Genomic DNA, 15416 nt, shown 5'->3' with positions numbered 1-15416 from the left:
ATTTTTGATGCTTATAAAAAGAGTTTGAAATTTTAAATACCAGATCAATATTATGGAGATGGAGCAATTGAGTTTTTTTGCCGAAGCAGGTCAAAGCACGGGTTTACCTAAAGATCTGCTGGATTACCGGCCTGCATTTTTCAGCCTTGCGGAAAGTGAACGGCTGATGAACAACTTTATTACAGAGTGTCCATGGAAACAAAAAGTAGTCACCATGTACGATAAACAGGTGATTACGCCCAGGTTATCCGTTTGGTACGCTGATCCGGATGCTTATGATTATACTTCTCCCGGAAGGACAGCTCCAATACCCTGGACCAGAGATCTGCTGATGATCAGGGAAAGGGTGGAGGAGATTACAAATGCAAGGTTTAACAGTGTATTACTTAATTATTATCGGGATGGCAACGATTCAGTAGCTTGGCACAGCGACAATGAAAAGGCCCTTGGAACACATCCAACCATTGCTTCTGTAAGTTTTGGACAAGTTCGGGCCTTTGATATCCGCCATAAGGCGGATCACCGGTTAAAGTATTCTGTAAAACTAGAGAATGGTTCTCTGCTGATTATGAAAGGTGACCTCCAGGCGAAATGGGAACATCGGATAGCTAAATCCATTCGGCCAATGCGGGCGAGGGTGAACCTGACCTTCAGGGTTGTGGTTTAATTAATCGGAAGATCTCCTCTGCGGCCTTTTTATAGCCACCGGCCTGAATAAAGGAATCGCTGATTTCTTCTATGTGTTTACGGTATTCCGGATCTGTAAGAACCATTTCTACAGCGCTTTTTATTAATTTAGTATCAATATGCTTAAAGTCCAGCACAACAGTGGCGCCCAGTTCTTGTGCTCTGTTGGCGAGGAAAAACTGGTCTGCACCCAAAGGAATAGAGATAAAGGGCACTTTATGATATAACAAATCCCCAATGCTGTTCATCCCTGCATGGGTAATGGCTACTGAGGTGTATTTTAACAGTTCCAATTGAGGAATATAATTTCTTATGATAAAGTTTTCGGGGATTTGATATTGCGAAAGGTCTACATCATAAGCAGCCATCACAACGATATAATCTGTATCAGCAAAACTCTTAAAGAACAATTGATTCAATTCATTGTAATGGTTGCTGAATATGGTGCCCAAAGAAATATAGATGACTTTCCTGCCTTCCAGTTTTTCAAAAGGAAAATCTACATCGTATTTTTTATTAAAGACAGGCGGGCCAATAAAAATAAAGCTGTCGTCGTAATTTTCAAGATTAGGAATGAAATATTTTGAAGTATAAATAATGTTCAGGTTGCCTTTGTTGAAGAAAAGGGAAAAGATGTCTTCAGAAATCTTAACCTGATATTTTTCCATTAGCGATGCTCTTACCTTTTTAAATTGCGTCATTATTTCAGCATTAAGACCCATTGGGCCTTTATCTGAACCTGGTTTGTCTTTATTAAACAGTTCTTTGAATGTGGCAAAAACCGCATAGGAGGAGACCAGAGGGATGTTTAGGATCTGGGCAATAACCGTTGCATAAGGATAAGCGGCAGAACAAACCACATAGTCGAATTTTAAACCTTCAATTTGTGTCAATACAGCATCTATAAACTTTTGGGGCTGCAGAAGGGCTGCTACTAATCCGGTCCCTGCTTTTGGAGTTTGTTCTGTATTTTTGATTTGTTCTTGTCTTTTCTTGAATAAGTTGAGGTCTTCTTTATAACATATAAAGTCAGCGCCGATTTCTACGATCGCTTTTTTGAATTCTTCGGAACTGAAAAATGTAATTTCTTCACCCTGATTGATCAGCTCGGCAGCTAGACCAAGGGTTGGATTCATATGTCCATGGGAGGGCATACTTAAAAATAATACTTTTGACATGTTGTTTCTTTTTTTGTTTATCCAAAATTACAAAGGTATAATGAGCTAAAATATTTATATTCGTTTAATTAATAGTCCATATCCGTATTTATGCATTTTGAATCTAACTCTACAACTGGTACTGGCTTATTGAAAGTTCTGTCTGCGGTTGCCGGTAGTAAAATGGTTGATGGAAAATTAATGCTGCCAGAAAATATTGGGCAGGGATATGTGAGATCCATTGAGCTTGGCCCGCTGATGAGGATGACGATCCATCGATGTGAATTTAAGGAAGATCTGAGCCTGAACCGGATCGGATCTCTGCAGGAGAAAAATGAAATTACTTTTAGCTTCCGTAATGTATTTTCTGAGAATGATTCCAGGTTAATGCCTTCGGTACAGGTATCTTCTTCTGATATGGATGTTGAAGTTTTTATAGCTGCAGGAACCAAAATAAATGTGATCCTGATCAGCGTACATGTTGATCTGCTAAAGAATCTGCTGAATGAGAATAATGAAAATTTGTTGTTAAATCATATGATTTCCGGCCATCAGCCCTTTTTGTATGATGAAATCGTTTCGCCGGAAATAAGACACGTAGCGAAAAAGATTGCCGAGGCAAGTGGCCCAGCTCAGTTGAATGACTTTTTTTTAAAATTAAAGGCCCAGGAAATGATCTATTTATTTTTTGTCGAGTTAACGAAACGGGAGGAGGTAGTTAGTTACCCCCTGAACGCAATTGATGTTCATATGATGTATGCTATTAAAGATAAAATTCTGCAGGATTTGAGTGTTCCTCCGGTGATGGAGGAATTGGTTCTTTTTTCTCATATGAGCGAGAGTAAGATGAACCGTTTGTTTAAACAGATCTTTGGGAACAGTATTTTTAACTATTACCAAAGATCAAGAATGGATGAGGCAGCTTATCTGATCAAAGACCAAAGGCTTTCAGTTTCTGAGGTAGGCTATCGGATGGGCTTTACTAATTTGAGTCATTTTACCAGGTTATTTGAGAAACATATTGGCCTTAAACCCAAAAAATATTCCAATTCTTCTAGTTCATTTCATGGTACTCATTACAGTCATTGACCAGCATTTTTTCTTTGCCGGTTGCCTCTGTTAGAAAACCTGTTTTTCCTTTGTTCCACCAAACAAGTTTGCCATCAGAATATTTAGCGCCCGAAGCTGAAATGACGAGTTTCATTTTAGTTACGTTGGGCTTTTTTATATCGGTCTGTACCAGTGCAAATTGATTTTTCTCATCGGTATTGTCATAAGAAACGCGAATCTCTTTGTTATCTGCGCATTTATAGAGTATATTGATGATCTTTGTGGTATCGGCTACTTTTGCACTGTCTACTGAAGTTTTATCTGTGCTTACTGAAGAAGTTGTATTGCTCTGTGTACAAGACAGCATAAACAGACCCATGCAGGGTATAAATAAATGTATTGGCTTTAACATAATTTCTTAGTCTTTCTTAAATAACAATGTTGGAATGGCGCTTGTTTTAAAAAGTACCTAATAAATGACCGACTTAAACCAGATATGGTTCTTAATGGTTGCTATATGACTGCGTAATATTTGCAGCATCATTGCGCCATGAGTGCGCGTTTATTCTAGGAAAAGGCGCACTCATGGCGCACTCACTGCGCACTCATGGCGCAGTCATACTAAACTAAAATACAACCTGCTGAGAGTCGGATTTCTAAATCGATTGCGTAATATTTTTAGAGGAATTGTCCTGGCGAAAGACAATTTGCAGCTGAATAGCCTATCTTTAGTTTAAAGGATCTATTATAACCTAAATATAAGAAAGCCGGACCAAATATGAAGAAGTATGTGTTTTTTCTCTGCTGCAGCTTCAGTATGCAGTTGTATGCCCAGACTCAGGAAGTCCATTTTTTGGATAAACGTGGAGACAAGAAAATTGACGTTGTAGTTGGAGGCCGATATTTCAGTAGTTTTATTTTTCCCTCCAGTTTAGAAAAACCCGTGCTTTATCCCATTCAGGCAGCAAACGGAGCTGTAGTGACCCGGGGCTTTCCGCTCGATAAAAGGGACGGAGAAAGAACGGATCATCCACATCACGTAGGCTTATGGTTTAATTATGAAAGTGTGAACGGTCTTGATTTCTGGAACAATTCCTATAACATACCTGTAGAGAAAAAGAGTAAATACGGCTGGATCAGGAATGTGAAAGTATTGGAACTGAGCAAAGGGAAATCTGCAGGCAAGCTTGTCTATACGGCCAATTGGGAAAAACAAGATGGTACAGTGCTACTCGTAGAAAAGACAGAACTGGTGTTTAGCGGCACAGAGAACAGCCGGACGATTGACAGGTATACGACTTTAACCGCGCAGCGGGATACGGTGCATTTTAACGATGTTAAGGATGGTTTGCTAGGTATCCGGGTAACAAAAGAACTTGAACTTCCTTCAGATAAAACGGAGAAATTCAGTGATAGCCAGGGAAACGTTACAGAGGTTTCTCCAACGAAGAATGGTGCCAATGGAGACTATCTGACCAGTGCAGGTAAAAGAGGTAATGAGGCTTGGGGTACGCGGGGAAACTGGTGTTTGCTCTATGGTGTTAAAGATCGGGTTCCGGTATCTATTGCGATGATAGATCATCCTAAAAATCCAGGATATCCTACGTATTGGCATGCAAGAGACTATGGGCTGTTTGCTGCGAATCCTTTAGGACAGAAGGTCTTTAGTGAGGGTAAACAAGAACTCCGTATGCATCTGGCACCAGGAGCATCTGCAACCTTTCGTTATAGGGTAAAGATCAGTTCAGGAACAGAACCAACTGCCGTCAGTCTTAATGCAGAGGCTGCAGATTTTGCGCGTAAATAAATCAATCACTATAAAAAAACCGATCACAAAATGAAGAAATCAATAGGATTAATCCTAACGGTTATGGTCATGGGAAGTTCTTCCCTTGTACATGCACAAACCGCAAAGTGGCAGAACCTTTTTAATGGAAAGGATCTGCAGGGCTGGAAGCAGTTGAATGGGAAAGCAAAATACGAGGTCCAAAATGGAGAAATTATAGGAACAACAGTAGCCAGTACACCCAATTCTTTCCTGGCTACGGAAAAAAATTATGGAGACTTTATTCTGGAACTGGAGCTGTTGGTAGACGATTCCATGAATTCGGGAATACAGATTCGGAGTGAGAGCAATGATGCTTACCAGAATGGCCGTGTTCATGGTTATCAGGTGGAGGTAGACCCATCAGACAGGAGGTTCAGTGCAGGTATTTATGATGAAGCCAGAAGAGGTTGGCTGTATCCTTTGGATATTAATCCTAAAGCGCAGATGGCTTTTAAAAATCGCCAGTGGAATAAATATCGGGTAGAATGTATTGGACACTCTATCCGGACTTGGTTAAACGGGGTTCCAGCAGCAAATTTGGTTGATGATATGACACCGAGTGGTTTTATTGCCTTGCAGGTTCATGCTATAGGCAAGGATGATGCACCCGGAAAGCAGATCCGCTGGCGCAACATCAGGATTCAGACAGAAAACCTGAAGCCCTCTAAACAGGATGATATTTTTGTAGTGAACCTGATTCCAAACAATCTTTCTCTGCAGGAAAAAGCAGAAGGCTACTCCTTGTTGTGGGATGGAAAAACCAGTAAGGGCTGGAGAGGCGCTTATAAAAGTACTTTTCCTGAAAAGGGCTGGCTGATTGAAAATGGTGAACTGAGCGTTCAGAAATCCAATGGAGCAGAATCTACCAATGGTGGTGATATTGTAACGGATAAAGAATATGCTGCTTTTGAACTGAAGTTTGATTTTAAACTGACTGAAGGTGCCAACAGCGGGGTTAAATATTTTGTAACACTAACCGAGGGAAACAAAGGGTCTGCAATAGGTCCTGAGTACCAGATTCTGGATGATGAAAGACATCCGGATGCTAAATTGGGTAAAAACGGAAACCGTACGCTGGGTTCGTTGTACGACCTGATCACAAGTAAGAAAATCCCGAATGCGCAGCGCAAAATAGGGGAATGGAACCGGGGCCTGATCCGCGTTTTTCCTGATAACAAAATTGAATATTGGTTAAACGGGTATAAGATTCTGGAATATACACGTGGTTCTGCAGAATTTCTGGCGCTTGTGGCCGATAGTAAGTATAAAGACTGGAAGAATTTTGGAATGGCGCCTAAAGGGCATATCCTGCTGCAGGACCATGGCGACAAAGTATCTTTCAGAAGTATTAAAATTAAAACACTCTAAATCGCTTTAACTATGATAGAATCGAGAAGAAAATTTATTAAACAATCGGCCATTGCTGCTGCGGGTACCTATTTGGGAACGATGGGCTTAAGTGCCAAGAGTTATGGTAATATTATAGGTGCAAATGATAGGGTGCGTGTAGGTGTGGTTGGCTTTTCTGACCGCTTTAAAGATTCGCTGCTGCCCAGCTTTTTAAACCATCAGAAGGAACTCAATTTTGATATTGTAGCGGTTTCTGATCTCTGGAATTACCGCAGAGGTTTGGGGGTGGAGCATTTGAAGAGTAAGTTTGGCCATGACATTACGGGCTGCAGGAACAATGAAGAATTATATGATTTAAAAGATATTGATGCGGTTATTGTAAGTACAGCAGATTTTCAGCATGCTGTTCATGCCATGGAAGCGGTGAGCGCGAAGTGTGATGTGTATTGTGAAAAGCCTTTTGCTGAAACCATGGCTGATGCAAGGGCGGCGCTGAAAATGATCAAAGCTTCTAAGCAGATTGTGCAGATCGGTTCGCAGCGCCGGAGTGGGAATAATTATAAAGCGGCATCGCAGTTTATTAAGGAAGGTAAATTTGGGGATATTACCATGGTCGAACTGACCTGGAATGTGAATCAGCCGGGGCGTTGGCGCAGGCCAGATCTGGTGGCCAAATTGAAACAGGAGGATACGGATTGGAAGCGCTTTCTGATCAATCGTCCTTTTGAAGAATGGGATCCGCGGAAATACCTGGAATATCGTTTGTTCTGGCCTTATTCGTCTGGAATGCCAGGACAATGGATGTCGCACCAGATTGATACGGTGCATTGGTTTACGGGTTTAAAGCATCCCAGAAGTGTAGTGGCCAACGGTGGCATTTACCAGTGGCGCGATGGACGACGGAACTGGGATACCACCACTGCAGTATTTGATTATGGCCTGGCTCAGGATCCTGACCATGGTTTCCAGGTGGTCTTTTCTTCCAGAATGCATAATGGCGATGAAAATCCTGCGGAAATCTATTATTCAAACGGGGGTGAGCTGAACCTGAATACCAATATGGTGTCTCCAAAAGGAGGCCTTAAAGAGGGGCCGGCCAGTGCTATGCATATGAAAGCCAACCTGCTGCCGGAAATGAAACTGACAGACAATACGGAAAAGGTAGCCACTTCTGCCAATACCGGTGGAGATAAGCTGACTTCCGCGCATATGCGGAACTGGATGGAATGCATTCGCAGCCGGAAGGAAACGAATGCACCTGTTGAGGCAGGTTATTATCACTCTATTGCGAATATTATGACCAACGCAGCTGCCAGAACAGGAATGAAAGCCACTTTTGACGAGGCTACCCAGGAGGTTATGGTAGGTGGCAAGGTGTTTACTTATTAGAGAAGCAATCGGAATGCGATTGGATTTAATCGCATTCCGGTACTGTAAAAGTCCAGGTTTCTGAAGCATCGGCTGGTGAGGTATAGCCATTGCTCTTGTTGAGTTCAAACCAAAGGCGCCCTCTAAGTTTATCCCTGCTTCCAATTTCATTCATCGACATGCTGTCGTAGATTCTTCCGTTCACCATTACGTATTTGATCTTTTCAGAATTCCGGATGTCGTCGAGCGGATTAGAATCCATTACGATCAGATCTGCCAGTTTTCCTTTTTCGAGTGACCCAATTTCTTTATTCATACCCAGGTAACCTGCACCATTGATGGTTGCGCATCGAATGGCTTGTAACGGACTCATGCCGCCTTGTACCAGCATCCAAAGTTCCCAGTGTGCACCTAATCCCTGGATCTGGCCATGGGCACCCAGATTTACTTTTGTGCCGCCGTCGGCGATTTGCTTAACTGCTTTGGCTACATCGATATGACCGTAATCTCCATACTCTGAGGTGGTTCGTCTTCTGGAGCGTGCGTCTATGATGGCTCTTGGTGTAAAGGCCAGGAGTCTTTCATTTTCCCAGACATTGGTGCGGTCATACCAGTAGTTTTCGCCCCACTGAGAACCGTAGCTTACAATTAAGGTAGGGGTATAACCTACTTGGGTATTGTTCCAGAAGCTTTTAACGTCTTTGTATACGGGAACCACCGGGATACTGTGCTCTATGCCGGTATGTCCGTCGGCAATCATATTCATATTGGTAAAAAAGGTAGAGCCGCCTTCTGGTACCACTTCCATTTTGAGTTGTCGTGCAGCTTCTATAATTTGCTGACGCTGTTCTCTGCGGGGCTGGTTGTAAGATTTTACGGAAAATGCGCCTACTGCTTTAAGTCTTCTTAAATTGGATAAGGCATCGTCCAGGCTGTTGATGACTACTTTGAAGTCTCCGTCTGCTCCGTATAGGATTGATCCTGTAGAATACAGGCGGGGACCAACCATCCGGCCTGCTTTGAGCATTTCGCTTTGACTGAAGACCATTTCTGTATTGCTGGATGGATCGTGAGAGGTGGTTACACCGAAAGCAAGGTTGGCCAGGTAAGACCAGTCCTGCTGAGGGCTGATGCCATCGGGGCTGGTGTGCAGGTGTGCATGTACATCTACAATGCCGGGCATGATTGTTTTTCCGGTTACATCGATCACCTGGGCATTTGCCGGGATGGAAATTTCTGCTGCTTTTCCAATATTGATGATTTTGTTGTTTTCAATCAGAATAGTGCCTTCTTCTATGACTTCATCGCCATTCATGGTAATGATCCGGGCGCCTTTTAAGGCCGTGAGTCCCGTTGGGGCATCTGCTTTTAGTACCAGATTGATAGGGGTTTCATCCGCAGGGCTGTCATTTAGATCTGCTGTGGCCGAAGGGTTTTGGGCGGTACTGTCTGCAAAACTGAAAATGGTATTGATGTTTTTGCTATAGTAATTCTCTCCGAGTGTCCAGCAAAGCTTTTTACTGTCGTTGCTCCAATGGATGTATGTTCCTCCGTCTTTGGTGATTTTGCTGAGCGGAATGGCTTTGTTTCCTGCAGAAAGATCAAGCTCTGAGCCTATGGTAACCATAGGGGTAATGTAAACATTGAACAATTCGGTAAAGGCCATCCATTTCCCATCCGGGCTTGGTGCAAATTGCGTGGCATAAGTGGAGGTGTAATGTGTTCTTTCATTTCCGCCGTTGATGTCTACACTTTTATAGGCTTTTTTACCATTGCTGTTGCCCTGGAAATAGATCCGGCTATCGTCTGCGTTGAATTGTGGTTTAATACCGTTGTCCAGGATCTGTGTTTTATTTCCGCCGTTGGAGGAAACGATGTATATACCTGGGTTTTTGCCATAGGAATAGCCCAGAACATCATTGCCGCTTCCTTTTCTGTATACGATTTTATCTCCTTTTGAGGAATAGGAAGGGGAGTAATAGAAGCCCTTTTCGTCTGTAAGGGTAATGGTTTTACCCGATCTGAGGTCTGCGCGTTTTACTGCGCCTTTGAATTCATCGCTCCAGGTGGTAAAGACTACATATTTTCCGTCAGGGCTAAAAGAGGGTTCAAATTCGAAATCAAGGCCATTGGTCAGTCTTTCTGGTTTTCCATCTGGCATTTCTTTTTTATAAAGAAAACCAGCCGCATTAAAAACAACCCACTTGCTGTCGGGAGAGGTTTTGAGCTGGCGGATCATTTTGGCTGTAAATTCGCTGCTGTACACTTGTTGTGGAAAGTGAAGGGCTTCCTGAACAGTTTGTTCGCTGTTAACCTGGAAAGGGATTTCTGTAACTTGAAGGCTGCCCAGATCTACTTTTTTGATTTTTCCTTTGGCATAAAAGATCAGGCTTTTGGCGTCGGGCGTCCAGGCGAAATTGGGATAGACGCCAAAGATGGCCCAGGTTTCCTGCTGGTCATGAGAAAGATCTTCAAACACGGGCCATTCTTCTCCTGTTTTAAGGTTCTGTATATAAAGGGTTGATTTGAGACGTACCCGTTTTACATAAGCCATAAATTTGGCGTCCGGAGAGATTTGCGGCCTGGCTGCGCCACCTTGTTCGGCAATCAGGTTGCTGAGTTTGCCTGTGGTCATGTCCAGCCTTCTTATGGCATAAATCATTCCGTTAGGGTCTTTGCTGTATTCAAAATTAGGACCGGGACTCATGTCTTCACTAAAGTAGAGGAAGCGCCCGTTTGGTGAAATATTGGGTTCTCCGGCATCCTGCTGGTCATTTTTTCTTTTGGTCAGCTGTACACCCTCACCGCCATAAATGTTGTACATCCACATTTCTCCTGCACCAAGTGATCTGGTCCCTGTGAAGTGTTTCCGGGCCACTAGATATTGGCTGTTTGGCATCCAGGTGGCATTGTTCAGTAAACGGAAGCTCTCTTTGGTGATCTGTTTTTTATTAGAGCCGTCGCGGTTCATGATCCAGATGTTGTCGCCGCCGCTTTTGTCACTGGTATAAGAAATATATTTCCCGTTTGGACTAAACCGGGGCTGTACATCCCAGGCGATACCACCGCTCAGCAGCTGGGCGGTTCCACCGTTAACAGGCATGATATAAATATCTCCAAGAAGGTCAAAAACAATATCTTTTCCATCCGGACTGACGTCTAGGTTCATCCAAGTGCCTTCATCTGTGCTGATGCTGAAGGTTTTTGTGGTGCCTTTGTATTTTTCAACATCCCATTTAGGGCTTTCTTTCTTATCTTGTGAGAAAGCTGGACTGATGAGGGCGGATAAAACAACGACCAGTAGATATCTTTTCATATGATGGAGGTATTGCGTTTTGAAGCCGCAATTTAATAATATCAGTTCGTTTTTATAGTTTTGGAGCTATCTTATTATGAATAAAACAGACATATTAAAGCAATATTGGGGGTTTGATTCCTTCCGGCCTTTGCAGGAGGATATCATTGATGCTGTTTTAGCACATAAAGATACCCTGGCCTTACTGCCAACAGGTGGTGGAAAATCATTATGCTTCCAGGTTCCGGCCATGTTGCAGGAAGGGATTTGCCTGGTGATTTCGCCTTTGATTGCGCTGATGAAAGACCAGGTTGAAAACCTGAAGGCGAAGGGGATTGAGGCGGTGGCCATCTATGCAGGTATGGGAAAGCGTGAAATTGATATTTTGCTGGACAATTGTATCTATGGCAAGATTAAATTTTTATACCTCTCACCTGAACGGCTTCTCTCAGATATTGTAAGGGTGCGGATTTCGCATATGAAGGTGAATTTGATAGCCATTGATGAGGCACATTGTATTTCCCAATGGGGTTACGATTTCAGGCCACCTTATTTACAAATTAAGGAATTGAGGACGATTTTGCCGAAGGTTCCGGTAATTGCCCTTACTGCTACGGCTACACAGTTTGTACGGAAAGATATTGTAGAAAAGCTGGAATTGAAAGATCCGCAGGTTTTTGTGAAAAGTTTTGCGCGTAAAAACCTGAGTTATGTGGTTTTTGACCTGGAGGATAAATACAAGAAACTGGTCGACATTATTCGGAATGTGAAGGGTTGTGGTCTGGTCTATGTGAGAAACAGACGGGAAACGGCGGAGGTGTCTTTCTTTTTAAAAAGGAACCAGATTTCGGCAGATTATTATCATGCAGGCCTGGAACGGAGTGAAAGGTCGAGAAAGCAGGAAGACTGGAAGAGCAACAAGACCCGTGTGATGGTGGCTACGAATGCATTTGGGATGGGTATAGATAAACCTGATGTTCGTTTTGTGGTGCATCTGGATCTTCCGGAAAGCCTGGAGGCTTATTATCAGGAAGCTGGAAGGGCCGGGCGGGATGAACACCGGGCGTTTGCGGTATTATTGGCTAATAAGTCTGATCAGAAAGCACTGGAATATAAATACTCGAATAATTTTCCTTCTGTAGAAGAGATAAAAAAAACATACCATTATCTGGGCAGTTATTACCAGCTGGCTTATGGCATGGGCGAGGGTTTGAGTTTTCCTTTTGATCTGGCAGATTACTGCAAGAAGTTTAACCTGGGGGTTCTTAAAACTATTGGGGCACTTAAGTTTTTGGAACATGATGGTTATCTGACCTTATCGGAGAATATCTTTTTACAATCCAGGGTTTTGTTCTTGATCAATAACGAGGATCTTTATCGTTTTCAGATTGAGAATGCTGGCTATGATCCTTTAATTAAATCTATATTAAGGTCTTACGGTGGTTCATTTGATCAGTATGTAAAGATTAATGAGTATGATCTGACCAAACGCCTGGGGGTGTCATTTAATACCCTGGTGGGCATGTTGAAAAGGCTCCACGAGCTGGAAATTTTGTCTTATCTGCCACAAACAGATCAGCCACAGTTGCAGTTCCTGCGTCCAAGGGCAGATCAGCTGCATATGGATATTGATGTAAAGTATATTGAACTCCGGAAGAAGATTCAGGATGATCAGATTAGCGCCGTTTTAGCTTATGCAAGTACTGCGCAATGCCGGAGTATTCAATTGCTGGCTTATTTTGACGAACCTGCCGCTGCGAAATGCGGGGTTTGTGATGTTTGTCTGGCTGAAAAGAGGGCAGAGGAGTCGAAGGAATTTCCGGAGAAGCTGGAGTTTGAAATTGCGACTTTGCTGCAGACGGGCCCCCAAAGTTTGGATGATCTGGTAGCGGGAGTGAAAACCGGGAACGAAACGGAGAAGTTGAACCAGATCAGGGAATTGCTGGATGCAGGCAAAATAAAAACTGATGGAAAAAACTATTATTTATAAATTGTGTTCCTAAAATTGTGGTCCTATTAAAATATAGCTTCATAACCTTTAAAAAAACAAACCGAGTTTACGAGCTCATTAATACAAATGAAAACAATAAACAAAGAATTAATAATTATATTCAGATGAAAAAATTAAGCTTTCTTATTCTTGTGCTGCCCATTCTATGGTCGGCTTGTAAAACCAAATGTGTTGAAGATTCAGGCGTCCGGAAGGAACGTAATGAGAAGGTTAAGGAGTTTAATGAAATAGAAATTGCAGGTCCGATTAAGCTGGTTCTGCACCAGATTCCAGACAGTATGTATCAGGTAAAGGTATCTGCGGATTCTAACGTAGTGAATTTGGTAGAGACCAATGTGAGTGGTGGGACTTTGAAGCTGAAACTGGATACGGCTGCTTATTGTGGAAAGGATTCCATTGTTGTTCATGCGAGTATTGCGCAGTTGAAATCTTTAAAGGCAGAATCTCCTAGCAGGGTGGTGAGTTCAGGGCGGTTGAATGTAGATGACCTGAAGCTCACGTTAAATGGCAGTACGGAAGTAAACTTAGATCTCAACGCAGGAAAAGTAACGACTGAGGTTGATGGAGCGACCAAGATCCATTTGACCGGACAGGCCGGAACGCATTTGTTTAAGGCTAAAGGTGCTGTGGAACTGGATGCTTTTGATTTTGTGGTTGGGATTTATGACTTGAATATTAAGGGCGTAGGAAAGGCGAATATTAATGTGCTGAATGATTTGAAGGTTGCGACTTCTGGTGCAACGTCTATTTCTTATAAGGGAAATCCTAAGAACGTTAAAGAGGATAAATCGGGAAGCAGCTCGATACAACAAGTAAAATAAGGGGTTTAAGCTGGGCGTAAAAAAATAATACTGCTCAGAGGAGACATTGAGCTTCGCAGCAGTCGCGCAGCGGCGCGCAGAAGGCGTATTCTCCGAAGTGCACATTATTTTTTTACGAAGTGCTTAAAACTTTTTTTATACTTTTAGTCCCTATACAAACATGGAACAGAAGAATAACAAAAAAGTCATCCGGTCGTGGGCATTTTTCGACTGGGCAAATTCAGCGTACAATCTCGTCATTACCTCGACAATTTTTCCCGCCTACTATACCATTATTACCACAACACCCGAATACGGAGATAAAGTCTCCTTCTTTGGGATGCGCTTTGTGAATACCGCGCTGTCTAATTACGCACTGGCAGTGGCCTACCTCATTATCGCTTTAATTTCTCCCTTGCTGACTTCTATGGCAGATTACAGGGGGAATAAGAAAATATACATGAAGCTGTTTACCTGGTTAGGTGCTTTGTCCTGCTGCGCATTGTTTTTCTTCAAGCTGGACACCCTGGAACTGGGGGTGATTTGTTTTGCTTTAGCGGCAATAGGCTATGCCGGTGGTTTTGTGTTTTACAATTCTTATCTGCCTGAAATAGCCACTGCTGATCAGCAGGATGCGGTGAGTGCAAAAGGCTTTAGTTATGGCTATGTAGGGAGTGTGATCCTGCAGCTCATCTGTTTTGTATTTGTTTTAAAACCGGAACTCTTCGGGATCACAGATCTCAGCTTTCCTCCAAGATTGTCCTTCTTACTGGTTGGCCTGTGGTGGATCGGCTTTGCCCAGATTCCTTTTAAAGTATTGCCCAAAGGCAGTCCAAACTTCAGTGTAGAGGAACAGAAAAAAGTATCCGGAGGCTTCAAAGAGCTGCAAAAAGTTTGGCATCAGGTTAAAAAGATGACTTTGATGAAGCGCTTTTTACTGGCTTTCTTCTTTTATTCTATGGGCGTTCAAACCATTATGCTGGTGGCTGCAAGCTTTGGAGAAAAGATCCTGCATCTGCCCACATCCAGTTTAATCTTAGTCATCTTAATTATACAGCTTGTTGCTATTGCTGGTGCCAACATCATGTCATATCTATCTAAAATATATGGCAATGTGAGCGTACTGATTAGTGTTGTGGTGATTTGGGTGGGCATGTGTATTGCTGCTTACTATATAACTACTGCGGTTCAATTCTATGTTTTAGCAGCAGTGGTTGGACTGGTAATGGGCGGTATACAATCTCTTTCCCGGTCAACGTATTCCAAATATATTCCTTCAAATACAGCTGATACGGCCTCTTTCTTCAGCTTTTATGATGTTACGGAAAAACTTGCAATTGTAGCCGGATTGGCTAGCTTTGCATATATAGAAGAATTAACCGGCAATATGCGGAACTCGGCCATTGCACTGACCACCTTCTTTATCATGGGGTTGGTGTTGCTGCTGGCTTTAAAAGCTGCGGAGAGAAAGATTTCTGCAAAACCGGTGCTAGATTAGAGAAAAAGAATTTATAGATGAAGGTAGAATTATTTATTCCATGTTTTGTAGATCAGCTGTATCCTGAAACTGCTTTTAATACCATTAAAGTATTGGAAAAGGCAGGGTGTGAGGTGAATTATAACTCCAAGCAGACCTGCTGTGGACAACCGGCTTATAATGCTGGATACTGGGAAGAAGCCAAAGAGACCGGTACTAAATTTTTGAATGATTTTTCCGAAAATAAATATATCGTAGCACCATCGGCCTCTTGTGTGGGAATGGTAAAAAACGGCTATAATGATTTGTTTACGAATACTATAGTGCATAATAAGTGCAGATCGATGCAGGCCAATATCTTTGAGCTTTCAGACTTTCTGATCAATATTGCAA

The 15416-nt window shown here is 42.6% G+C and carries 12 protein-coding genes; 9 read left to right on the top strand and 3 right to left on the bottom strand.

The features are described 5' to 3' along the window. Positions 1–52: 52 nt before the first annotated feature. On the top strand, positions 53–667 hold the full coding sequence (locus tag DBR11_RS24575) for an alpha-ketoglutarate-dependent dioxygenase AlkB (RefSeq protein ID WP_233260893.1): 615 nt from the start codon (positions 53–55) through the stop codon (positions 665–667). Here the strand turns inward: DBR11_RS24575 and DBR11_RS24570 are convergent. Continuing rightward, a complete protein-coding gene (locus tag DBR11_RS24570; protein WP_108555224.1) occupies positions 651–1865 on the bottom strand; it encodes a macrolide family glycosyltransferase in 1215 nt (404 codons plus the stop codon). The genes DBR11_RS24575 and DBR11_RS24570 overlap by 17 nt on opposite strands. Before the next feature lie 90 nt (positions 1866–1955). Between DBR11_RS24570 and DBR11_RS24565 the strand changes: the two genes are divergently transcribed. Next, complete coding sequence (locus DBR11_RS24565; RefSeq protein ID WP_108555223.1) at positions 1956–2933, top strand: helix-turn-helix transcriptional regulator; 978 nt, start codon at positions 1956–1958, stop codon at positions 2931–2933. Here the strand turns inward: DBR11_RS24565 and DBR11_RS24560 are convergent. Next, positions 2899–3306 carry an MliC family protein gene (locus DBR11_RS24560; protein WP_108555222.1) on the bottom strand — a complete coding sequence of 136 codons (408 nt, stop codon included), beginning with the start codon at positions 3304–3306 and terminating at the stop codon, positions 2899–2901. The two genes, DBR11_RS24565 and DBR11_RS24560, sit on opposite strands and share 35 nt — an antisense overlap. A gap of 366 nt (positions 3307–3672) precedes the next feature. Here DBR11_RS24560 and DBR11_RS24555 point away from each other — a divergent pair, with 366 nt between their 5' ends. From DBR11_RS24555 to DBR11_RS24545, 3 genes are read left to right on the top strand one after another with little or no spacing between them, the layout of a single operon-like run. Further along, positions 3673–4701 carry a PmoA family protein gene (locus DBR11_RS24555; protein ID WP_108555221.1) on the top strand — a complete coding sequence of 343 codons (1029 nt, stop codon included), beginning with the start codon at positions 3673–3675 and terminating at the stop codon, positions 4699–4701. A 30-nt stretch (positions 4702–4731) separates the two neighbouring features. Then, positions 4732–6090, top strand: coding sequence for a DUF1080 domain-containing protein (locus DBR11_RS24550; protein WP_108555220.1), 1359 nt, complete (start codon positions 4732–4734; stop codon positions 6088–6090). Between the two features lie 12 nt (positions 6091–6102). Beyond that, positions 6103–7461, top strand: a complete 1359-nt coding sequence (locus DBR11_RS24545) for a Gfo/Idh/MocA family protein (protein WP_108555219.1) — start codon at positions 6103–6105, stop codon at positions 7459–7461. A 25-nt stretch (positions 7462–7486) separates the two neighbouring features. Here DBR11_RS24545 and DBR11_RS24540 read toward each other — a convergent pair whose 3' ends face one another. Beyond that, the gene (locus tag DBR11_RS24540; protein ID WP_108555218.1) at positions 7487–10756 is read right to left on the bottom strand and encodes an amidohydrolase family protein; all 3270 of its coding nucleotides are present in this window, start codon (positions 10754–10756) and stop codon (positions 7487–7489) included. Between the two features lie 76 nt (positions 10757–10832). On the opposite strand from DBR11_RS24540, the gene DBR11_RS24535 reads away from it, so the two are divergent. The 4 genes from DBR11_RS24535 to DBR11_RS24520 form a co-directional block, all read left to right on the top strand. Next, complete coding sequence (locus DBR11_RS24535; RefSeq protein ID WP_108555217.1) at positions 10833–12725, top strand: ATP-dependent DNA helicase RecQ; 1893 nt, start codon at positions 10833–10835, stop codon at positions 12723–12725. Positions 12726–12850: 125 nt separating this feature from the next. After that, the gene (locus DBR11_RS24530) at positions 12851–13567 is read left to right on the top strand and encodes a head GIN domain-containing protein (protein WP_108555225.1); all 717 of its coding nucleotides are present in this window, start codon (positions 12851–12853) and stop codon (positions 13565–13567) included. 160 nt (positions 13568–13727) lie between these two features. Beyond that, complete coding sequence (locus DBR11_RS24525; RefSeq protein ID WP_108555216.1) at positions 13728–15044, top strand: MFS transporter; 1317 nt, start codon at positions 13728–13730, stop codon at positions 15042–15044. Between the two features lie 17 nt (positions 15045–15061). Next, on the top strand, positions 15062–15416 hold a 355-nt coding region (locus DBR11_RS24520; RefSeq protein ID WP_146186655.1), incomplete at its 3' end, for a (Fe-S)-binding protein.

The sequence above is a fragment of the Pedobacter sp. HMWF019 genome (assembly GCF_003061025.1).
In the GTDB taxonomy this organism is placed as follows: Bacteria; Bacteroidota; Bacteroidia; order Sphingobacteriales; family Sphingobacteriaceae; genus Pedobacter.
This window is presented reverse-complemented; position numbering and strand designations above follow the sequence as displayed.